This window comes from Shewanella pealeana ATCC 700345 (assembly GCF_000018285.1).
Lineage (GTDB): Bacteria > Pseudomonadota > Gammaproteobacteria > Enterobacterales > Shewanellaceae > Shewanella > Shewanella pealeana.
Map to the genome: position 1 here is coordinate 345,291 of NC_009901.1, position 20,033 is coordinate 365,323.

The 20,033-nt window shown below is 46.7% G+C and carries 20 protein-coding genes; 13 read left to right on the forward strand and 7 right to left on the reverse strand.

Going from position 1 to position 20,033, the window contains the following annotated elements; all coding sequences use genetic code 11:
* The first annotated feature begins 116 nt into the window (after positions 1-116).
* From SPEA_RS01655 to SPEA_RS01685, 7 genes are all read left to right on the forward strand, one after another.
* Positions 117-959, forward strand: coding sequence for a hypothetical protein (locus tag SPEA_RS01655; RefSeq protein ID WP_012153575.1), 843 nt, complete (start codon positions 117-119; stop codon positions 957-959).
* A 137-nt stretch (positions 960-1,096) separates the two neighbouring features.
* A complete protein-coding gene (locus SPEA_RS01660; RefSeq protein WP_041410770.1) occupies positions 1,097-1,390 on the forward strand; it encodes a hypothetical protein in 294 nt (97 codons plus the stop codon).
* Positions 1,391-1,457: 67 nt separating this feature from the next.
* The gene (locus SPEA_RS01665) at positions 1,458-2,909 is read left to right on the forward strand and encodes a protein adenylyltransferase SelO (RefSeq protein ID WP_012153577.1); all 1,452 of its coding nucleotides are present in this window, start codon (positions 1,458-1,460) and stop codon (positions 2,907-2,909) included.
* A 31-nt stretch (positions 2,910-2,940) separates the two neighbouring features.
* Entirely contained in the window at positions 2,941-3,237 is a 297-nt protein-coding gene (locus tag SPEA_RS01670) for a DUF3630 family protein (RefSeq protein ID WP_012153578.1), read from the forward strand.
* A gap of 88 nt (positions 3,238-3,325) precedes the next feature.
* Positions 3,326-4,354: a serine/threonine protein kinase gene (locus SPEA_RS01675; RefSeq protein WP_012153579.1), complete on the forward strand. Its 1,029-nt coding sequence runs from the start codon at positions 3,326-3,328 to the stop codon at positions 4,352-4,354.
* 125 nt (positions 4,355-4,479) lie between these two features.
* Positions 4,480-5,091: a thiol:disulfide interchange protein DsbA/DsbL gene (locus SPEA_RS01680; protein WP_012153580.1), complete on the forward strand. Its 612-nt coding sequence runs from the start codon at positions 4,480-4,482 to the stop codon at positions 5,089-5,091.
* Between the two features lie 188 nt (positions 5,092-5,279).
* Entirely contained in the window at positions 5,280-5,492 is a 213-nt protein-coding gene (locus SPEA_RS01685) for a DUF1107 domain-containing protein (protein ID WP_012153581.1), read from the forward strand.
* 13 nt (positions 5,493-5,505) lie between these two features.
* Here the strand turns inward: SPEA_RS01685 and zapB are convergent, their stop codons facing one another.
* On the reverse strand, positions 5,506-5,709 hold the full coding sequence (zapB, locus tag SPEA_RS01690) for a cell division protein ZapB (RefSeq protein WP_012153582.1): 204 nt from the start codon (positions 5,707-5,709) through the stop codon (positions 5,506-5,508).
* A gap of 180 nt (positions 5,710-5,889) precedes the next feature.
* Here zapB and SPEA_RS01695 point away from each other — a divergent pair, with 180 nt between their 5' ends.
* Positions 5,890-7,371, forward strand: a complete 1,482-nt coding sequence (locus SPEA_RS01695; RefSeq protein ID WP_012153583.1) for a Na+/H+ antiporter NhaC family protein — start codon at positions 5,890-5,892, stop codon at positions 7,369-7,371.
* A 107-nt stretch (positions 7,372-7,478) separates the two neighbouring features.
* Here SPEA_RS01695 and SPEA_RS01700 read toward each other — a convergent pair whose 3' ends face one another.
* Entirely contained in the window at positions 7,479-8,099 is a 621-nt protein-coding gene (locus SPEA_RS01700; protein WP_012153584.1) for an outer membrane beta-barrel protein, read from the reverse strand.
* 241 nt (positions 8,100-8,340) lie between these two features.
* On the opposite strand from SPEA_RS01700, the gene SPEA_RS01705 reads away from it, so the two are divergent.
* From SPEA_RS01705 to SPEA_RS01725, 5 genes are all read left to right on the forward strand, one after another.
* Entirely contained in the window at positions 8,341-9,684 is a 1,344-nt protein-coding gene (locus tag SPEA_RS01705) for an alpha/beta fold hydrolase (protein WP_012153585.1), read from the forward strand.
* A gap of 275 nt (positions 9,685-9,959) precedes the next feature.
* Entirely contained in the window at positions 9,960-10,856 is an 897-nt protein-coding gene (locus SPEA_RS01710; RefSeq protein ID WP_012153586.1) for a hypothetical protein, read from the forward strand.
* Positions 10,857-10,874: 18 nt separating this feature from the next.
* A complete protein-coding gene (locus SPEA_RS01715; protein ID WP_150102194.1) occupies positions 10,875-11,783 on the forward strand; it encodes an alpha/beta fold hydrolase in 909 nt (302 codons plus the stop codon).
* Positions 11,780-13,081, forward strand: a complete 1,302-nt coding sequence (locus tag SPEA_RS01720; RefSeq protein WP_012153588.1) for a DUF4056 domain-containing protein — start codon at positions 11,780-11,782, stop codon at positions 13,079-13,081. Before SPEA_RS01715 ends, SPEA_RS01720 begins: the two co-directional genes overlap by 4 nt.
* Entirely contained in the window at positions 13,078-14,328 is a 1,251-nt protein-coding gene (locus SPEA_RS01725; protein ID WP_012153589.1) for a BamA/TamA family outer membrane protein, read from the forward strand. Before SPEA_RS01720 ends, SPEA_RS01725 begins: the two co-directional genes overlap by 4 nt.
* Positions 14,329-14,392: 64 nt before the next feature.
* Here SPEA_RS01725 and SPEA_RS01730 read toward each other — a convergent pair whose 3' ends face one another.
* The 5 genes from SPEA_RS01730 to SPEA_RS01750 all read right to left on the reverse strand — a co-directional run bounded on the left by SPEA_RS01730 (position 14,393) and on the right by SPEA_RS01750 (position 19,754).
* Positions 14,393-15,136 (reverse strand): cupin domain-containing protein, encoded by a 744-nt coding sequence (locus SPEA_RS01730; RefSeq protein WP_012153590.1) that lies wholly within the window; start codon positions 15,134-15,136, stop codon positions 14,393-14,395.
* A gap of 177 nt (positions 15,137-15,313) precedes the next feature.
* The gene (locus tag SPEA_RS01735) at positions 15,314-16,402 is read right to left on the reverse strand and encodes a DcaP family trimeric outer membrane transporter (protein ID WP_012153591.1); all 1,089 of its coding nucleotides are present in this window, start codon (positions 16,400-16,402) and stop codon (positions 15,314-15,316) included.
* Between the two features lie 273 nt (positions 16,403-16,675).
* Positions 16,676-17,818, reverse strand: a complete 1,143-nt coding sequence (locus tag SPEA_RS01740; protein ID WP_041411220.1) for a porin family protein — start codon at positions 17,816-17,818, stop codon at positions 16,676-16,678.
* Between the two features lie 44 nt (positions 17,819-17,862).
* Complete coding sequence (locus SPEA_RS01745; RefSeq protein WP_012153593.1) at positions 17,863-18,231, reverse strand: cytochrome c3 family protein; 369 nt, start codon at positions 18,229-18,231, stop codon at positions 17,863-17,865.
* Complete coding sequence (locus SPEA_RS01750) at positions 18,231-19,754, reverse strand: flavocytochrome c (protein WP_012153594.1); 1,524 nt, start codon at positions 19,752-19,754, stop codon at positions 18,231-18,233. The genes SPEA_RS01745 and SPEA_RS01750 overlap by 1 nt, the downstream gene beginning before the upstream one ends.
* Positions 19,755-20,033: the final 279 nt, after the last annotated feature.

Genomic DNA, 20,033 nt, shown 5'->3' on the forward strand with positions numbered 1-20,033 from the left:
TAAATAGTTGATTTTAAGAGAGAGAATGCATTACTAATAATGTTTAAATTTTGCACATTTTAGCTGTGTGATAGTATGTATTAAATGTGTTCGCGGCTAACCCATGGTGGAAGACAATGAAAGAAATCGTCATTATATTGCTGATTGTATTAGGTGTTTATCTCTATATGCGCACACAAAAAGCGGCGCAAGCAGAGAAAGAGCAGGCAGCTAAGCGCGAAGAAGCAGCGCAAGAAGTGCCAGAGAGTGAGATGAAAGATATCACTCCTGAGACAACTGAAGAGATATCGACACCTACCGTCGAAGGGGTGAGCTTTGAGCCAAAAGTTGATCAGCAAGAAGAAGTGAAGCAAGCAACTGTTAAGCCAGAGCCAGAGCCAGAGCCAGAGCCAGAGCCAGAGCCAAAAGCTCAATCTGAAGCCGTTGCCGAAGTAGAGCCTGAGCTGAAAATAGCCGCAGAAGCTAAGCCTGAAGCAGAAGTTAAGCCCGAGGTAAAAGTGGAAATGCAGCCTGCTGCTGAGGCACCGTCTGCAGTCAAAACCGAGTCAGTCGTTCTGTCATGGGCTAATCCAAAACTTACCAATGCCGTTGGCGAACTTGCGCTAGCTGGTGGCGCCCCTGCGCAGCATATCGCTATCTCTGCAGCTATCACCGAATGTTATAAGCAGCGTAAGCAAAGTGAATATGTGCAATACGGTGCAGGTCTATCTCAAGACTACCTTGAGATTTTTGCAGCTTATGTCAAAGGCCTTAAAGCTGAAAACCCTGACGCCGAAGTGAAAGGCACTGCCATGATGCATCTGTCGACCCTGCTTAATGATAATGGCGAGTTCGATACAGCGATTGCCATCTGCAAGACGGCAATAGAATATGGCCTGACTGATGGCACGGTTACGGGTTTTGAGGGGCGAATTATCCGTATAGAGAAAGCTAAGGCGAAAGCCAATAATAGCTTTTAACCGCTAAAAACAATTAATCACTAACCAAGCGGTGTAGAATAAGCGTATTGGTTAGCAAAGGCGAACTCCTGACTTGCATTGGGACTTCGCCTTTTTATTTATTAAGCTGGCTTAGAATTAGCTAGAGGAGAGCTTGTATGAATTTTCGTTCGTTGTGTTTACTAGGTATGACTTCAATTGGCTTAGTCGCTTGCACTCAGTCTCCCGAGTGGACACTATTGTATTATCCTGACAGTGAGACCCAGCCAAGCGTTGAGCAGTCGGGCGAGTTTATAACAGGCTATTATGAGTCTATCGACCAGTGTCACGCTAAAGGCAAAGGTCTGATCCGCTTAAGTGGCGATGCTAGTGGCCATTATATTTGTGGTTATCAGTGTCTGGGGGATGGTGAGTCGTTGAACTGCCAGAGCACGATTGCTTCAGGAGACTAATCATTAAATATGCGTTGTCTTAACCGAAAAGTCTCTGCCGAAATTTAAAGCCATGTAGGTATGCCGTATGCGATTAAAACAAGACTTTTTTGAACAGCTTCCCGAATTCTATTCGCAAGTCTTTCCATTAGGCATTAGCAATCCCCACTGGCTGGCTTGGAGCCAAGATGCGGCGGATCTCATCGAGATAAAACAGCCCAGTGATGAGCTACTACAGGGGCTTTCAGGCAATGCACATGTCGATGGCGCAAGTTATTATGCACAGGTCTACAGCGGCCACCAGTTTGGTGGTTACTCTCCTCAACTTGGCGATGGTCGCTCGATTATTCTGGGCGAGGCTTTAGGCCCGCAAGGAGCCTGGGATGTGGCGCTAAAAGGTGCTGGTCCCACACCATATTCGCGCCATGGTGATGGCCGCGCAGTGATGCGCTCAGCCGTGCGGGAGTTTTTAATTTCAGAAGCCTTGCATCACCTGCATATTCCCACTACCCGAGCATTAGCGGTTATTGGATCAGACCTGCCCGTATGGCGTGAATCCCAAGAAACTGCGGCGATAACGGTGCGGTTAGCCAAGAGCCATATTCGTTTCGGCCACTTTGAGTATTTTTGCCACAGCGAGCGAGGGGCACCGGCAAAGCTGAAGCAATTACTGGATTTCACCATCAAGCAGCACTATCCAGATTTAAGTTGCGATGCGGTGGGTTACAAGGCTTGGTTTACTCGCGTGGTTGCCGATACTGCTAAGATGATTGCTAACTGGCAGGCGATAGGCTTTGCCCACGGAGTGATGAACACAGATAATATGTCGATTCTGGGTGACACATTCGATTTCGGTCCATTTGCCTTTTTAGATACCTTCAAGGAAGGCTTTATCTGTAATCATTCCGATCCTGAGGGGCGTTACGCTTTTGGCCAGCAGCCGGGAATTGGTCTTTGGAACTTACAACGTTTAGCCCAGGCGCTATCGCCCATCATAGCTTCAGACGACTTGATTGAGTCGCTGAATCAATATCAAGTAGAGCTAGTTAAGCACTATCTACTGCTGATGCGCGGCAAGTTGGGGTTAAAGACTTCTGCTGCGGAAGCCGAACAAGACGACCATGATTTAGCACTGATTGGCGCCTTTACTGGCTTAATGGAGCGAAATCAGTTGGATCACACTAATACTTGGCGTCGATTCGGTCAGCTAGACCCCAACGCTAGTCACTCCTCTTTGCGGGATGATTTTGTCGATCTTCATGGTTTCGATACTTGGTATCAGGCATACCAGGTTCGACTCGGAAGCGTTGACGAAGTTGGCCTGTGGCAGAAAGAGCGTAACCAAGTAAATCCTAAATATATTTTGCGTAATTACCTTGCTCAAGAGGCAATAATTGCTGTCGAGCTGGGCGATCTTAAGCCGCTGCATAATCTACAGCGCTTATTGCAGAACCCATTTGATGAGCAGTTAGAATTTGAAGACATGGCCAAGCGACCACCGGATTGGGGCCAAGGCTTAATCATGTCATGCAGTAGCTAATGGCAATTGATATAAGAATAATGAGGCAGTAATGAAATTAACGGCAATTAAGCTAGATAGAGACACGTTAAGCCTATCGATACAGGCCGATATCGATTTTGAGCAGTTTGAACTGTTTGCCGAGCCCTTTGCCAAAGCCTTAGATTGCCACGTGGTAGAGAGGCAATGGGGCGCAGATCGCCATCAGTGGCTACTCGAATTTGAAGGTACGCACCTGCAGTTACATTATGAGTTTTATGGCGATATCTGTTGGTTGTCGACAGACAGAGAAGATGAATACGAGGTGTTGGTTTATCTTGCCGAGTTAATGAAGCCTTATACCAATTAGTATTCGCGGCAGTAAAAAGTGCTAAATAAGCATGAATATATTTACAATTTGAAGGTCAATCTAGGCCTCCACCATTGAGCATAATCAAATGAATATCGAACCATCTAAGGCGGCAATGGAGCAAGGCTCTGGCTCGGCTTTTCACTATCAAGCCTTGACGCCTGACCTTATTTTAACCGCCATCGAAACACTCGGGATCTATCCTGAAACCGGGCTGTTAGCTCTCAATAGCTATGAGAATCGGGTTTATCAGTTCCGTTGTGATAGAGGTCAGCGCTATGTGGTTAAGTTTTACCGCCCTGAGCGCTGGAGCAATGAGCAGATCCAAGAGGAGCATGACTTCTCTGCCGCCCTTGCCGAGCAAGAGGTGCCAATTGCCACGCCAGTGATTATCGATGGTAAGTCGCTGCATGAATATCAAGGCTTTAGATTTGCGCTGTTTCCATCCATTGGAGGGCGCGCCTTTGAGGTCGATAACCTCGACCAGTTAGAGCAGGTGGGGCGCTTTATCGGTCGTATTCATCAATACTCAAAGCAGGCTGATTTTAAATACCGAGATGTGATGTCGCCTAAATTACTGGGTGAAGAGTCGCTTAGTTGGCTTAAATCATCAGGGCATATTCCAGCGAGCCTAGAGCTGCCTTACTTTACAATAGTGGAGCAGATCTTGGAAAAGGCCTCGTCGCTGTGGCTACCCGATAGCTATCGCTCAATCAGGCTTCATGGCGACTTACACCCTAGTAATATCTTATGGACGCCAGATGGTCCAGGCTTTGTCGATCTAGACGACGCCAAGATGGGGCCTGCGGTGCAGGATATATGGATGATGCTAGCTGGAGATAGGCCGCAGCAGCTTTTACAACTTGAGGTATTGCTAGAAGGCTATGAAGAGTTCTGTGAGTTCGATAGTCACGAACTTAAGTTAATAGAACCGCTTAGAGCGATGCGTATGTTGCACTACAATGCATGGTTAAGCCGCCGCTGGGGCGATCCTGCCTTTCCAATGAACTTCCCTTGGTTTGCCGAGGATAAATATTGGGAACAGCAGATTTTAGCGTTTAAAGAGCAGCTAGCAGTTCTGGATGAAGCGCCTTTGAGTCTAATTCCTCAGTACTAAAACTGCTGAAGACACTTATTTTGTAACAGAAAAATGAACTTTTGCGCTTGAGGTCGACTCGAAAGCACATTATGTTATGTCCAAATTATTAGCGTGATGCACGATTAGCATCGAGGGGAAGTTAAATGAAAAAAGCTCTACTAGTTGCATTTGCACTATTGATGGCGCCTATGGCTGCAATGGCTGCTCAATACGAAGAAGGCGTACATTACACTGTGATTAACGAAGGTCCGGGCACGGCTAAACCAGAGATTGCCGAGTTCTTCTCTTTTTACTGCCCACATTGCTATACCTTCGCTAAAGAGCAGGTGCCTAAAATCAAGGCGACGCTTCCAGACGGCGTGACATTCAAGCAGAACCATGTTGAATTTATCGGTCGTGAAATGGGCGTAGAGATGTCTCGTGCATTCGCAATCGCACACCAGTTAAAGATTGAAGAGAAGATGGAGCACGCTCTATTCTCTGCTATTCAAGATAAGAAACAGCGTTTCACTAACCTTGATGATATTAAGGCGCTTTTCGTTGTTAACGGTGTCGACCCTAAAGCATTCGACGCAGCGGCTAAGTCATTTATGGTTAACGCGCAGATGTCTAAGATGAAGCGTGATACTGAGAATGCCAAGATTGCTGGTGTACCAGCACTCGTTGTTAACGGTAAATACCGTGTAGAGACGGGGGCTATCAAGTCTTATCAAGAATTGCTCGATATCGCTTACTACCTAGCAACGCAAAAGTAATTTGCAGCTGCATAAAAAAGGAGCCTAATGGCTCCTTTTTTTATGCATTTGATTGCCATAGATATTCCAGGCTTTCACGGCTTTTGATTTAAATATTTACATTTATTTGCTCAAAAAAATGAAACTCTCATGGTACAAAGCCTGTCCAACAAAAAACAAATAACAACAAAGGTTGTCGGGAGGGTCTTATGAGAGTTTTTCCTGTCTATGCACCAAAGCTTATCGTAAAACATGCGCGCATTTTTCTGACTGGGGTGATCTGGGTGAAAGATCTAGGTCGACTAGAATTTGATAAAGGAAGGTTTTTACTGCCAAGAAAAAGCCTGCCTAAAATTAAGCAGGCTATTTTAGAGCTCAATGGATTGATTGAGGCTCAGAATAACGAGATGCATACTGCATAACGTTTGAAATTTATTAGTTCACTTCGTCGTTGAGTAAACCAACTAGGCCAGTCACTTTCTCATTCCAAGAGTTAAGTTCCTGCTGTAGCTGTTGGTTCTGCTCTGAAAGGCCTGTGCTAGTCTGCTTCTCTTCCTCAAGCTCCATTTTTAGTAGCTCGATAGTTTCTAGTGCAGCTTGGATTTTTGTTTCCAATTTCGATAATAATTCTAGGCTCATGGCGAGTCCCTTTGATAGCGAGATGATAGCTCCGATTCTAGCAGCGACGTGGCATTGGTGAATAGTTAATTATGCTAAATGAAGAGAAAATAGCCGATAAAATTGTTAAAAATAGTTTTTTTTTGCACTTGTTGCTAAGTAGTTAGTATTCTTCTAATTATTTCCTATTGAATCGTGGCCATGTTCGGTAATTGTCTGGTACTCATTCCGCTTCTGTTGACGCTGACTTTGGCTCTGTTACTGCGCAGAACCTTGGTCGCCTTAGGTGTGGGGATCATCTCAGGTGCACTGATCTTAACCGAATTCAGCTTAACCCAGTCTGCCGTATATATGGCTGATAAAGCCTGGCTGCAATTTTATCGCGATGGACAATGGCAGGCTTGGCACTTAAATGTGCTAGCGGCCATGATGTTATTAGGAATGATGACCCAAGTATTGGCTCGAGGAGGTGCGGTTAAGCTATTTGCCGATTGGTTATATCACCGGATTAACAGTGGCCGTCAGGCACGGATCGGCGTCGTGCTGCTTGGCTGGGTAGTTTTTATCGATGGAATATTTAGTTGCTTAGCCGTGGGTCATGTTTGTCAGCCTTTAAGTCAAAGATACAAGATGCCACCTGAGCAAATTGCCTATCTGGTTGATTCCAATGCTTCGCCTCTATGTGCCTTATTACCATTTTCGAGCTGGGGACCCTATGTGATGGCTATCTTGGCCGGGATCACTCTATTGCCCCTCACGCCGTTAGAATCTTTTATTGAAATGGCAAAGTTAAACTTTTATGCGGTCACCGTGGTGTTGCTATCTTTGCTAGTAGCCTGGTTTGGAATTGGTTTTACTTCTGACTCAGCCCCTTTGCAAAGTAGTGAGCGAGTGGATTCTGGTAACCCTTGGCTACTAGGGTTACCCATGGTTAGCTTGCTGTTAGCTTCCATAGGGTTAACCTTGTATTCGGGGGCGAGCAATGCTCAGGGATCTAGCCTCAGTGATTGGATCTCAGCAGCCGATATTGGTGCCGCCATGCGCAATGCCTGCCTAATTGCTATCTCACTTGCTCTGTTGATGCTAAAGGTTAGTGGCCGCAGTATGTGGTTATTATTGGCCGATCTCCTATCAGGAGTGCGCTCAATGAGTTTCGCAATCTCCATCTTACTCTTCACCTGGATGATAGGGGCGGTGATAGCCGATCTTGGGGTGGCTAAGTTGCTCGCAGGATGGGCAGAGCAATTTCTCTCGAAAGAGGTGTTAATTGCAGGTACCTTTTTGTTGTGCGCGATGATGGCGTTTACCACAGGTTCGAGCTGGGGAACGTTCGCGATTATGATCCCAATCGGGGCTGAAGTGGCATTAACCTTAGACCAAGCTTTGTTATTACCCGCACTCAGTGCTGTGATGGCGGGCTCAGTATTTGGCGATCACTGTTCACCGATCTCCGATACCAGCGTGATCAGTGCGACCAGTTCAGGCTGTGCGCCCCATGACCACGTCATTACTCAGCTGCCCTTTGCTATTATTGCCGCCTTGAGTTCAGTGCTAGGTTTTCAACTGATTAACCTCGACGTCTCCATATTTTGGGCTTGGCTGGCGGTGATAATTGTTGCGCTCACTTTGTTAGGGGCTTATCAAAAATTCATTCAAAATGAGCGTTTATCCCTATCAGTATAAGAAGTGAGTTACTGCATAGCATAAAGCCGCCAACTAACTCAGGTAGTTGGCGGCTTTATTGTTTTAAGCGTTTTTCTTACAAGCGGCTCTTTTAGAGGCCGCAGCGCTTAGAAACGGTAGTCAACAGATAGGTAAAGCTGTTGGCTGTCATTTAGTGATGCGGTTTCAGACCCAGCAACTGCACCGCTGTATGGAGTCGGCGTTGGGCCACTTACATCGTAATCTTGCTTAAGGTAGCGGTAACCGATTTCGGTGCTAACCTTGTCGTTAATCTTATACATTAGACCCGTTTGACCACCCCAGACGAAGCGGTTTTTTGAGTCTAGAGTGCTGGCATCTGGACTGATGTGGTTCATACCCGCAGTCGCACCGATAAACCAATTTAGTTTGTTGCTGTCACCTAGGCCGACTAAGTAATCATAAGACATTAAGAAGCTTTGCTGACGGCTCAAGTCATCTGAGTTGTAAGAGTAAGTACCGTAGACACGGTTAGCATCGTTTAAGTAAACACCGGCTCTGACTTCATAGATGACGTTATTTTCGGTTTCTTTTAGGTGCTGAGTTTGAGAGCCACCCTCAATTGGGTTTTGTAATACAGGGTCATAAGAGCCTTTGTAAGTGTTTTGCTGTGCGCCAACACCGCCACCAATGAACCAGTCTGCAGCCATAGTTGGTGCCGAGATTGCCGTTGCCATTACAGATGCTAAGATAAGTGATTTAGTTTTCATGTTGTGCTCCCACACTAGATAAATTGTTTAGGTGTTGCGTTTTGTTGGACACATCATAGGGGGAACTAGCTGAATAATAACTGAATGATATTAACGATCGCAGGTATTGTTAATTTTGCTATATAGATGGCGGGCACTATTTGATAAGCTATTGAAAATTATTAATTAGATAATTTGTACTATATAAATAAGTCGAACAGGCTTGTCATCTAATGGCAAGTTATTCGTCGTCGAGGTCACAATGGAATTGGTCTTTGTTCATGGATGGAGTGTAACCCATACAGACACTTATGCTCAGCTGCCACAGGCTTTAGTTAAGCTGCTGGGAGATGAGTTAAATCTGACTATCCGTCATATTCACCTCGGCCGATATATCAGCTTCGATGATGCGGTTCGCCTGAGTGATATCGCCAAAGCCTTTAATGATGCACATCTTGAGCTACTCGGTAAAAAACCATTTGCGGTGATCACCCACTCTACTGGTGCAGCGGTTATTCGTCATTGGCTGCAAACCTTTTTTACTGGCGATAAGCTTTCCCGTTGTCCACTAACCCACTTGATCATGCTTGCTCCAGCTAATCACGGCTCGGCCTTAGCCCAGCTAGGAAAGTCACGAGTGGGCCGCATCAAGAGCTTTTTTGCCGGGGTAGAGCCCGGACAGGGGATCTTGGATTGGCTAGAGCTCGGCAGTGATGGTCAATATGATTTGAATCGATATTGGCTGGACAATTTCAGCCTCGATGGTCCCTTGCCATTCGTGCTAACGGGTGAGGCTATCGACAGTCAGTTTTATGATTACCTGAATAGCTATACCGCTGAAGCTGGCTCAGATGGGGTGGTACGGGTAGCGTCGGCGAACCTTAACTTTTCATACCTGTTGTTAGCCGAAACTGCGCACACTTGCGATGGCTTCGATAAACGCTGTATCTCAACGCTCAAGTTGAGCAAACATTCCCAGCCGCATCAACAAACCGCCTTCGAAGTGATAAAAAATGCCAGCCACAGTGGCAGCAGTAAAGGCATTATGGGCTCAGTCACTAACCGTAACGCAAAAAATAAACCTGTGGTACAGCGTATCGCTCAATGTTTGAGGGTGACTAGCCCTAAACAATATCGGCAGCTTTCTGATGAAATGAGTCAAGCAAGCTCAATTAAGCGTAAACCTAGGGCTTGCATGTTGGTAGTGAGAGTGACCGATGATACCGGGCTGCCAGTAGAGGATTTCGATATATTGTTACTCTCTGGCCCTCACTTCGTTCCCGGTGAGTTTAAGAAAGGTTTTATGCTCGACAAGCAGAAAAATCATACCAATAAGCATGTGCTGACCTTCTACTTTGATGCCGATAAGCTCGCTAAGGTGAGCGAGGGTAAAATCGGCATCCGGGTCGAGCCTAGGCCGAATAGTGGCATGTGTTATTACCTTAGCGCTGAATTTCGCTCCGATGTCGAACAGGTTCATGAGTTACTGATAGCTGACCAAACCACCATGGTGGACATTGTTTTACAGCGGCGGATTAAGCCAGAGACTTTTAGCTTTATAGCGCCTAAAGATGGCGGCGACTTCTCATACTTAATCGATGAGTAAGTCGATGATCAAGCGCTGCTTGGCTAAATATTTTTGGAAAGTTTTCTTGAACAGGCTTTCTGATTAGTTTTTAGTTGGTTATCAAGTTATGATCTATTTTGTTTGGAGTATTTACTCTAACTCAAGCTGTCGCTAGGGACAGTTTCAGATTGAATTCAGCTTGGTGAGTAATAATTAACCTAAGTTATTTATCTTCTGTCAACGTGTTCAGCGATAAACTCCCTTTAATATGTGACATCAAATATTTTATTTTCAGGTAAAGGTTCAATCTATACATGCTTAAAATTACTTCTATTTTGACAGCACTATTAGTGCTGTTTTTTATTTCTCCGGCTCAATCCCAATCGATCGAGCGAGAGCCGCAACAAGCACGTTACGACAGAACGTTTCCAATCTGGGCTCAAGAAGCGATCGATTTGGGCCACGAGCTCCCCAAGCCTTATGGCTTTTCAGTCAATTATATGACCATGGATCAACCTTTAGTTGTCGACTCCGTCGGTTTTTCAGGTCTTCCCGCAGGGCTAGATGACATATTGAGCATCAAGGGCAGTGAAGCGGTACAGGACTCAGAGACTCTAACATTGAGAGGCGATATGTGGGTACTGCCCTTCTTAAACCTTTACGGTGTTATTGGTCACACCAAGGGCAGCAGCGTTGCCAACGTACAGCTTGAGGCTGACTTAACCGAGGTCTTGCCGCCAATATATTGCAAATTTAATCCTTGTAGTGCCACCAGTCCTGCATTCGACTTTGTATTGGACTTTAAGGGCACCACCTATGGTGTGGGCGGCACCTTAGTTGGCGGTATCGACAATTGGTTTGCCTTACTCGATGTCAATTACACCAATACCCGCTTGAACATTCTCGATGGTGAGATCAGCTCTATTGTGGTGTCTCCGCGTGCAGGCTACCGCACCAGCTACAACAACCACGATATTCAAATCTGGGTTGGCGCCATGTATCAAAACGTAGAGCAGACCTTCAGTGGTTACTTGCGTGATATCGGCTTCCCTCTTGGTGATGCCAAGTTTGAGGTTAACCAGCACCTCGAAGATAAATGGAATGGCTTGATTGGTAGTCAGGTGGGATTGACCAAGAATGTGGATCTGCTGATGGAGTTTGGTGTTGGCACCCGTAGCAGCTTCATGATGAGCCTAGGTTACCGTTTTTAAATGACGTTGGAGGTGAACGTGCGCCATATCTCTCTATTGCTAGTGACGCTATTTATGACGGCATGTTCTGCCGTGGATATTGTCGATTCTCGCGAGCAGTCAGCACTGCAAAAAGCCGGATTTGAACAGAGTCAGCTCAGCCTGCACGAGGGCGGTGAGCTTAATTATTGGCAGGCCGGCGAGGGCAAAACAGTATTACTCATCCATGGTTTTGGTGGCACGGCTGTAACTAGTTGGCAGCAGGTGATGCTTGAACTGAGTCAAGATTATCGCGTTATAGCTCCGGATCTCGCCTGGTTTGGGCAGTCGGTTAGCAATGGCAAGCCTAGCCTAGCGACTCAATCACAAGCCATTATGCAGCTGATCGATTCCCTTGATTTAGATAAGGTCAATGTGGTCGGGATCTCTTACGGCGGCTTCGTCACCTTCGATTTGATGATTAACGAACCTAAGGTCGACAAGGCGGTATTGCTGGCGAGCCCCGGTGTGTTGTTTTCTGATAATGCCTTGCTGCAGATGAATCAGCGTTTTGAGGTCGATGATCCAAGCGACATCTTTGTACCTGAGACGCCGAAGCAGATGCGGCGTTTACTCGATGCCACCTTCGTCGATTTTCCTTGGTATCCGGGCTTTATTGACGCGCGAATCTTCGATAAATACTTCGCAGATTATTTGGATGAAAAGCGACAGCTGATCGAAGGACTTCCCGCTGACAGAGACCGGATTGCCGCTAATATCTCGGTCGACTCACTGCCACCGAGCGTGTTGATCTGGGGCGAGAATGATAAAGTTTTCCCACTGAGTTCAGGTATTCAACTGGCCGATTACTTGACCGCGCCTATTGTGGTTATCCCTCAGGGAGCCCATGGGATCAGTAACGACTACCCAGAGATTATCAGTCAGACAATTAGGGCGTTTGTGCAATGATCAGGCGAATATTCAGCCATGGTGCTGTGAGTGTTATCGCTATTTTTATACTTAGCGCTTGTGGTAGCAGCGACTGGCAGGTGCGCGCCTTGCCCAGTGATGTGGCAATCGGAGCTGCGCTAGACAGTGATCCTGACTTAAACCTTTTGCATGCGATAGAGCTGCAAGAGCTGCCTTTAGTGCAGATCCCTAAGGCGGTGCGTCCTTGCTGCGCCTTTGGTAACGCGCAGAAAGTGACGATAGGGCCGGTTCCCGTGCCATTTTTCCGCTACGCCAATACCTTAGCAGTTGATAGCGTCGGCCCCCATGCCTATGAGGCGGGCACTTTTAGCTATCAAAAAGATGCGCCTAATGGCCGTCGCGGCACTGAAAACAATGGTCAGATGTATACCCTGCAAGGGGGATTTATCGATTTAGCCCATGTACGCGATACAGCCGACAATGCCATTGCACTGTTTTACCGTATCTACCCCAAACTTGGTGAGTCACAATCAATCAAGTTACCCGATGAAATTGGCCCAAGAGTGATCGAGTTAAGCGAGTTTGATGTATCAAATTTAAGCCCAAGACAGCACTGGGAAGTGGCGGCAGCAATCTCAGTCAGGCTGGCCTACTTTATGGCCGAAGCCCATGAAATTGCCCAGTGGCATGGCTATCGTAGCTGGGCGCCTTGGTCTGAAACGGTCTCGGCTTATTCGCCTGAAGATCTCTACTCAAATATGCTCGGCGCTAAAATAGCCTTAGCCCTGATCAACAATAACTTAGCGATGAATAAAGAGCTGTATAACCAGCATATGACCCAATGGTTAGCGGCGACTCTTAACTGGTTAGAGCCTGTTTCGATTGGGCATACTAATGCATTATTTGATGTGATCGATGGCCACTGGTGGGACTCGAACCAACCGCTGCCGAGCAAGTTTATGCTACTGAAGCGCCATTACCAGTTAGGTGATAAACAGTCACCTTACTTAGTGCCTAAAACAATGGCTCAGTCACATGCTAAGTGGCCTGAAGTTGAAGAACTTTATGAGTCTCAACATCAGGCGCATCACCTCTCCTTGAGCAACAGCGTCCATGGAGTTGATATCGATGCCATTGCCCAGCAAAAGCTGGTGGTCGCCGATAAATATAAAGCCAGCTTTAAGCATATTCCTGCCGAGCTGTGGCAAAACGGTTTTACTCAGGCCGACTTCTACCAGAACAGTCAATACAACCAAGTGCAAGATGAGATTGAGCTGCGTCAGCACCTGAATCGAGATGATGCGAATGAAACCGTGACGCCACAGGAGAAGCAATGACAGCTAGATCGAGCACAAAGGTTTTGAGTTCTTGGTTTACTCGATGTGGGCTTTTATTGGCTTTTATCTCTACATCTGTCTTGGCGAAAGAGGCTGTAGAGCAAGATATTGATCTCGATAAGGCTGCAGAAGTCGCTCAGGTGGCAGATGAAGTACAAGAGGATAAGGCGTCTCAAGGCTGGCTAGAGGACTTCTTACAAACCCTCGGAGCCGACGGTGAGTTCGACCCTGATAAATTGATCGATTTTAGCTACTTACCGGGTCCATTTTATAACCCAGAGATGGACTTAGGGGTTGGGATCTCGGCGGTTGGTTTATATCAATACGACCCCGATGATGAGGTCAGCCAGCTATCTTCACTTGTGATCAACGGCCTAGCCTCGACAAATGGCGCTTTAGGTGTGGCGGTGGCTAACAAGACCTTTATCAATCAAGACCAACAACGTTTCTATCTTAATGCTGAAGTGTTTGATGCCCCCGATGTCTTCTATGGTGTCGGTTACGATACTAACCATCAAGAGGGAAATCGGGTCGAGTTCAATCAGCGGATTATCTCGATAAACCCTATGCTGCTGCAGCGGATGAGCCCGACCAGTTTTGTGGGCATTGGTTTCGATTTTAGTTATGCCGATGCCAGCAAGATTAACTTGTTAGATTCAGATGTGGACTCAGATGTAGACATAGGAATACTCGATGAAAGCTCTCGTAGCGTCGGCTTAAACTTACTGCTGAATCATGACAGTCGAGACAATGTGCTCAACCCACAATCGGGACGTATTCTAGAGATAGATGCGACCTTTTATCGCCAGTACCTAGGCAGTAAAACCGACTTTGATGTCTACAACGCTCTATATAGCGAATATATGCAAACCGGACGCGGCGAAGATATCTTAGCCTGGCAGGTACGTGGTCGCTTCACTAGTGGTGATGTGCCATGGGATCAGCTGTCAAAAGCTGGCGGTGGTGACCTACTACGAGGTTATACATCGGGGCGCTATCGCGATAAGCAGATGTTGATGACGCAAGTTGAGTATAGGCTCAATCTGCCAGGGCGCCATGGCATGGTGTTCTGGGGCGGCGCTGGGGTGATTGCCGACGATGTTAGCGAGTTTGATGCTAATAAAATTTTGCCAAATGGTGGCGTAGGTTATCGTTTCGAGGTTAAACCTAGGGTCAACCTGAGGTTAGATATGGCATTTGGTGATGGCGACAGCGGTTTTTATTTCAACGTCAATGAAGCGTTTTAATTCAGTGCATAGCAGTGAAAGCTAAAAAGGGCTCATTTGAGCCCTTTTTATTTAACGAATAAGCTTACTTTTTGAAGATAGCTTCATTAGTGCCGTATGGACCTAAGTCTAGGTCGCGTTTACGGATCTCATCAACGCGATCGAATGCTTCTTCAGCTACGCGTAGATTCTTAACATCTTTGCGCCAGTAGTACTTAAAGCCGTTGAAATTAGCGTTGTTTGGATACCAGTACATGACACCTAGACCTTTGTCAGACATGATAGGCGTGTTGTGAATTGTGGCCCCTGGAATGTAGAAGTATTGGCCGGTACCTAGCTTCTTGAACTGGTTATCGGCAAGAGTTTGCCCTTCACCGTTTACCACGTAGTAACACTCAGGCTGACCATGGAAGTGAGGCGCGTGATCTGATTTACCGCCGTCGGTGATACCGATAACAACTGGGCTGTCTGATAGTTCTTTCCAGATATAACCAACTGGCGACTTTGACTTATCACAGTCCTGAATTTCTAGTACGTTGCCGTCGTCATCTAGTGACTTACAAAATTGCTGATCTTTAGCAATGCTGTCGTTAGCTTGAATAGTCGTGAAATCAATTTCACCCGCTTCCCAAGCTGCGATGTATGCTTCAACTTCAGGGTTGCTACACTGCTCAGGCATGGTGTCTTGTGGTGAGTAAGGCGTGCTGTCATATGGCACTGGCGTCATCTGCTGGTATGGCAGTTGAGCGTGATCGCACTGAGGACCTTGGGCAAATACGGCAGTAGACGTTAGTGCGGCTATGCCGAACATCATTTTTAATTTCATCATTCTCATCCTGTTTTTTTAGCTGATGCAGCCAAAGCTGCGATATTGTGCTCGTTTTAACGGGCTTGAACTAACAATAAAGTGATAATTGCTGCGTAAAGTTGAAATGGATCACGCAGCATTTTAAGCAGCAAACTTATTCGTGAGCTCGGTCGCGAATAATCTTTTCATTGCGACTTTTTAGATATGGAATTGCAGACTTAACTGGGCGTAATTAGAGGCGCCTTGCGGTGCAGATATATCCTCATAGGGGCTTATTCCGTCATCAATTTGATAGCGGCCGACCTCAAAACCTAGCGCTAAAGCAGGCGTCAGGTTAGTGAACAGGTTCACTCCTGCATGGAAGCGGTTTGTCTGCTCCTCTTCGGTGATGGTTTGACCGTAGAAAAGACTTGAACGAGTACGCTCGGTCCAGAAATGACGATAAGCAAACATGGCTGAAGTGGTGGTTTCTATCTCGCCATTAATCATATCTCTAGCCGCATCGGTACCCACATAACGGCCTAGGTTGCCGTAGTGAAGTTGCAAGCGAACATCATTTTTGCCGTAGGTTTTAAGCTTGGCAGCGACAGATACCCCCGCGCCAAGTTGAGCCGTGTCCTGAGGGTCTAAATAGCGAAGCAGACTCGATACCGACACGTTACCCCAGTCACTCTGTCGATCGAATCTAATCACAGCATCTGGTACATAGTCATTACTAGTGTCTACCCACTTTTTATCGGCAGTCGTGCTGCCAGTCTGTGTGCTACCCGCTTGAGTGCCATAGGTATAGGGGTTTTCTAGTGCAAATTGCCAGTTATTAGTGCTGTAGCGCACTATAGCTTGGCGCACCATAGCCTGACCAACCAGTGGACCGCCCAGATCTGCAGTTTCCGCAAAAGCACTGGTATTGACCATGGTTGACCAGGTTTGCCCTGCGGTGACATCGTTATACTGGATATAGGCATGCCTTAAGCGCGGGCTGTAGGAGTTAGAAAACGCGGCATTCCCCTGAGCGGAACCCGAAAAGTCTATCTCAGCAAAGCCTTTCACTTCGCCGTGAGTCACGCCGACATTGAAGCGGCTTTCGGCAGCGCTAAATTGGCTGCGTTTAGCCGAGTCGGTGATGTGCCCTCCGCCAGTCCAGCTATCCTGAAAGGCGATATTGCCATCCACATAGCGAGCGTTGGCTTTAATAAAACCGCCAAAATGATACTCGCTTGCCATAGATGGCAGCGAATAAGCGCCCATTAAACAAATACAAATAGAGATTCTAGTAATCGATTTCATGGTTCTTTCTTGTAGGGGGGAATAAAAAAAGCCCTAGTACTTTTGGTATCTTAAGGGCGTGATCCATTTAGGTGACAGCAAGCAGGGATGCTGTACCCAGTCCATAGTTGGGAGAATCTAAAAATTACAGGGGGTGATAGAAGCGAAGTGAGAGCGGCTTCGCTTCTATCGGTAACACCAGTTAACAACATTAGACTTACCAATGACCTCTGCGCGTTCCTGTGCTCGGATCATTGATAATTGCTAACATAACAACTGAAAACTCAGCCGTTATTAGAAGTAGTAACCAAAGTTAATATTAACGCGCTTATCCCAGCTATCGCCCATTTCAGGAAGACCCACGTGGTCATTGTTAGCGGTAGAGAAGGTCATGTTCTTACCCATAACGAAATCGACCATGGTGTACGTTGGGCCAGCTGAAATCGCACAACCCGTCACGTTTTGCATGCTGTTGTCATAGCTATCGTCATCAACATCAGGCGTCATCAGGCCGAAGTCGTTATAGCACTTCACACTGCCCCAGTCGGTTGCGAATGTCTTGGCGATGTTCGCGCTATAAGATTGACCCTTAGAAGCAATTTCGTACTGCCAGCTGACAACCGATACGGCAATTTTGTTGGCATCAACAGCGTCAGCGGCATCATATTCGTACTGCATCGCCTGAAGCTGCAGATTCCAGCCTTTGTAGCTGCTATCTAAGTGAAGTGCGACGGCGTAACGATCGCCGTTGTTACCGGTATCGCTGTTATAGATCTGACCATATTGTACCGAACCACCAAGCGTTGTTTGACCACCTTCATGCTCGGCGGTGTAAGTTTGGCGCAGGTTGAACTGATTAGTCTCTTCGTTGAAGTACTCGATACCGCTTGCAGCGATAGTACCGCTGTATAGGTCAGTCGAATAACGCTTGTTCTCAGATGGACCATACTCGGCGCTCTTATAAAAGGCTAAGTCAGTGTGCCAGCCGTTTTTCTCGTAAACGGCCTTGATACCTGTGTCATGATCATCTTCAAAACCTAAGTAATAAGGAATGCCAAACCAGTAACTGTTTGAGATGAAGTCGCGATTACCAAATGGTACCTTGTTGATACCAAGCTGTAGCTGCCAATCTGGATTGACGTCGTAGTACGCGAAACCGTATTTGATGTAGTCAGTGCCAGAAGTGAAACGGTATTCAGCAGATAGGCCCCAGTCACCGTGCTTACCATCAAACTTGATTGCTGCCATATCAAAGTAAAAGTCACCGCCTTTATCTTTGTTGACTTCATCATAGTCGCGGTAGGCGTAGTTAACACGTACGGCGCCGCCGAGTTTGATACCATCTTCAGTCTGTTCCGTTGCATAAGCAGCAGAACTCGAAAGTGCGATAGCTGTAGCCACCATTGACAACATAAACTTAGTGGTTTTTTTCATCATCATTCCCTATTACTATTTTTAGATTTATAAATTAATCAGTCACGTTACATCTCTTCAAACCAAGTGCGGTGGCACTCTGTACAAACTGGTGCTTTCTTCTCGTGCTCAGCGTGACATGCTAGGCAGCTTGCGCCTTGGTTGTAGTGCAGCGACTTATGTGGATGTGCTTCTGGGATCGCCAGCTTGCTTTCATCGACAGGAATACTGTTGATGTCGCCATGACACTCAACGCATGCTGCGTCAGTTGTGTTCTTCTTACCTGAACCTTGGTGACAAGTTTGGCAGCCATCTTGGTAGATAAACTCGTGGTTTACGCGACCTTCAGTCTTACCTTTCATCTTGACTAGCTCGCCCGCCATGACGTTGCTAGACAGAGCGAGGCCGAGTAGTGCACTTAGTAATAACTTGTTCATTAGACGGCTCCTTCAAGGTCGGCTTTGATGGTTTCAGATACGATGATCCCCATGACGAGGCACTCTAGGCATGAGGTCGAACTCAAGCGTGCTTCACCGTGAATACCACCCGTGACTTCGCCAATGGCGTATAGGTTTTTGATCGGTGCCATAGAGCGACCATCAATTACGCGCGCGCCTAAATCAGTCTTTAGGCCGCCCATGCAGTAATGCACTTTTGGCCAAATACGTGATACAACAAATGGGCCCGTTAGCTCTTCTGCTGTATCCATCTTGCGGTTGAATAGTGGGTCTTTACGCTCGCCAACATGTTTGTTGTACTCTTTGATGCTGCGCTTGAGTTCTGCGGCAGGAATATCGAACTTAGCGGCGATCTCATCGAGTGAGTCAACTTTCCAAGCCATCTCGTCGCGTAGTGCACGCACAACACGGTCGTCTTTGGCGTAGTTGTTATAGTTGAAGAACACCACTGGATAAGCCGGGCTACCATCGGCGTTACGGTTTTTCATAATCGCTTCAGAGCAGGTCTTGCGGTCTGCACGCTCATCCATAAAACGCTTACCGTTTAGCACGCTAATCGCCACACCTTGGTGCCAGCCGATAGATAGCAATGCGTTTGACCAACCGAATCCACCTTCATCTGGAGAACCCCAGTGACCAGTCTGGATAAGGTTCATGTGCACAGGGAGTGCGCCGTAAGCCATAGCGGTAAGTGTAACTTCACCGGTTGCACCCATTGCGTTGGTGCAATCAAGAGTTGGGTCTAGAGATGGGTCAACCGCTTCACGCAGCGCCATGTTACGAGCGAAACCGCCGTTAGCCAGTACTACGGCTTTATTTGCTTTAATAAAAATCGTGGTGCCAGTTTTTAGATCTGGGAAGCGGTAGTTCTTACGAACCTTAACGCCGATGATCTGCTGACCGTCCATGATGAAGTCTTCGATATAGTGCTGTAGACGGTGATCTACACCTTCTTTCACACCCGCTTCATATAGTTTGGTGGTGATGTCGCCGCCAGTACCATGTTGGGTACGGATAGCACGTGCCTTGTTGTGACCACCCACTTGGATGTTGAAGCCATCACGGAATTTAACGCCGGTATCGATACAAAGGTCGTAAGCATCCAAAGAGCGATTAGCGATTTGACGTAGCGCTGGTTCATTTTGCATGCCACGGCCAGAGATGATCTGATCTTTGACTAACTCTTCTGGTGAGTCGTCATTCACGCCTTGAGCCAACTGGATAGGATTCTTAGGGATCGCTAACCAGCCACCGTTAATTGCTGAGTTACCACCGATCACTTGCATCTTTTCTAAAACAAGTACCGAACCCAGGCCTTGGCGCTTAGCATTTACAGCTGCAGAAAGACCTGCAAAGCCTGAACCGACGACGATAACATCTGCGCTTTCGTCCCAGTTAATTTCGCCACAGCTTTTAGCTTGTACGGTACCGGGTAATGTTGCCGCTAAACTACCAATAGCAGCGCCAGCACTTAGCTTTAAAAAGTTTCTTCTACCTTGCATTTTCTTGTAATCCTCAATCAGGGAATGAGGTAACGATAAACGTAAGTTCAGTTGCTAAAGGTGAACTAAGTCACGCCATTTTTTCAGTGACAAATTTATTCGTGAGTCAGCTCTCGAATAAATTTTTTCTTAAAAAAAAGCTCAGAATCAGGAGTGGATAAATGTGAAAGGAATCAATCTGGAGTTAAAAATTATTACGGCAATGTTTATATGACGTAATTCACAAAGCCTACCAATAAAGAGGTGTTAGCGTGAAGTGAATCCCGAATAGAGAAGAGA

Coding starts and splice junctions, on each gene's coding strand:
- SPEA_RS01655 (WP_012153575.1), top strand. CDS start 117: ATGAAAGAAATCGTCATTATATTGCTGATTGTATTAGGTGTTTATCTC.
- SPEA_RS01660 (WP_041410770.1), top strand. CDS start 1,097: ATGAATTTTCGTTCGTTGTGTTTACTAGGTATGACTTCAATTGGCTTA.
- SPEA_RS01665 (WP_012153577.1), top strand. CDS start 1,458: ATGCGATTAAAACAAGACTTTTTTGAACAGCTTCCCGAATTCTATTCG.
- SPEA_RS01670 (WP_012153578.1), top strand. CDS start 2,941: ATGAAATTAACGGCAATTAAGCTAGATAGAGACACGTTAAGCCTATCG.
- SPEA_RS01675 (WP_012153579.1), top strand. CDS start 3,326: ATGAATATCGAACCATCTAAGGCGGCAATGGAGCAAGGCTCTGGCTCG.
- SPEA_RS01680 (WP_012153580.1), top strand. CDS start 4,480: ATGAAAAAAGCTCTACTAGTTGCATTTGCACTATTGATGGCGCCTATG.
- SPEA_RS01685 (WP_012153581.1), top strand. CDS start 5,280: ATGAGAGTTTTTCCTGTCTATGCACCAAAGCTTATCGTAAAACATGCG.
- zapB (WP_012153582.1), bottom strand. CDS start 5,709: ATGAGCCTAGAATTATTATCGAAATTGGAAACAAAAATCCAAGCTGCA.
- SPEA_RS01695 (WP_012153583.1), top strand. CDS start 5,890: ATGTTCGGTAATTGTCTGGTACTCATTCCGCTTCTGTTGACGCTGACT.
- SPEA_RS01700 (WP_012153584.1), bottom strand. CDS start 8,099: ATGAAAACTAAATCACTTATCTTAGCATCTGTAATGGCAACGGCAATC.
- SPEA_RS01705 (WP_012153585.1), top strand. CDS start 8,341: ATGGAATTGGTCTTTGTTCATGGATGGAGTGTAACCCATACAGACACT.
- SPEA_RS01710 (WP_012153586.1), top strand. CDS start 9,960: ATGCTTAAAATTACTTCTATTTTGACAGCACTATTAGTGCTGTTTTTT.
- SPEA_RS01720 (WP_012153588.1), top strand. CDS start 11,780: ATGATCAGGCGAATATTCAGCCATGGTGCTGTGAGTGTTATCGCTATT.
- SPEA_RS01725 (WP_012153589.1), top strand. CDS start 13,078: ATGACAGCTAGATCGAGCACAAAGGTTTTGAGTTCTTGGTTTACTCGA.
- SPEA_RS01730 (WP_012153590.1), bottom strand. CDS start 15,136: ATGATGAAATTAAAAATGATGTTCGGCATAGCCGCACTAACGTCTACT.
- SPEA_RS01735 (WP_012153591.1), bottom strand. CDS start 16,402: ATGAAATCGATTACTAGAATCTCTATTTGTATTTGTTTAATGGGCGCT.
- SPEA_RS01740 (WP_041411220.1), bottom strand. CDS start 17,818: ATGATGAAAAAAACCACTAAGTTTATGTTGTCAATGGTGGCTACAGCT.
- SPEA_RS01745 (WP_012153593.1), bottom strand. CDS start 18,231: ATGAACAAGTTATTACTAAGTGCACTACTCGGCCTCGCTCTGTCTAGC.
- SPEA_RS01750 (WP_012153594.1), bottom strand. CDS start 19,754: ATGCAAGGTAGAAGAAACTTTTTAAAGCTAAGTGCTGGCGCTGCTATT.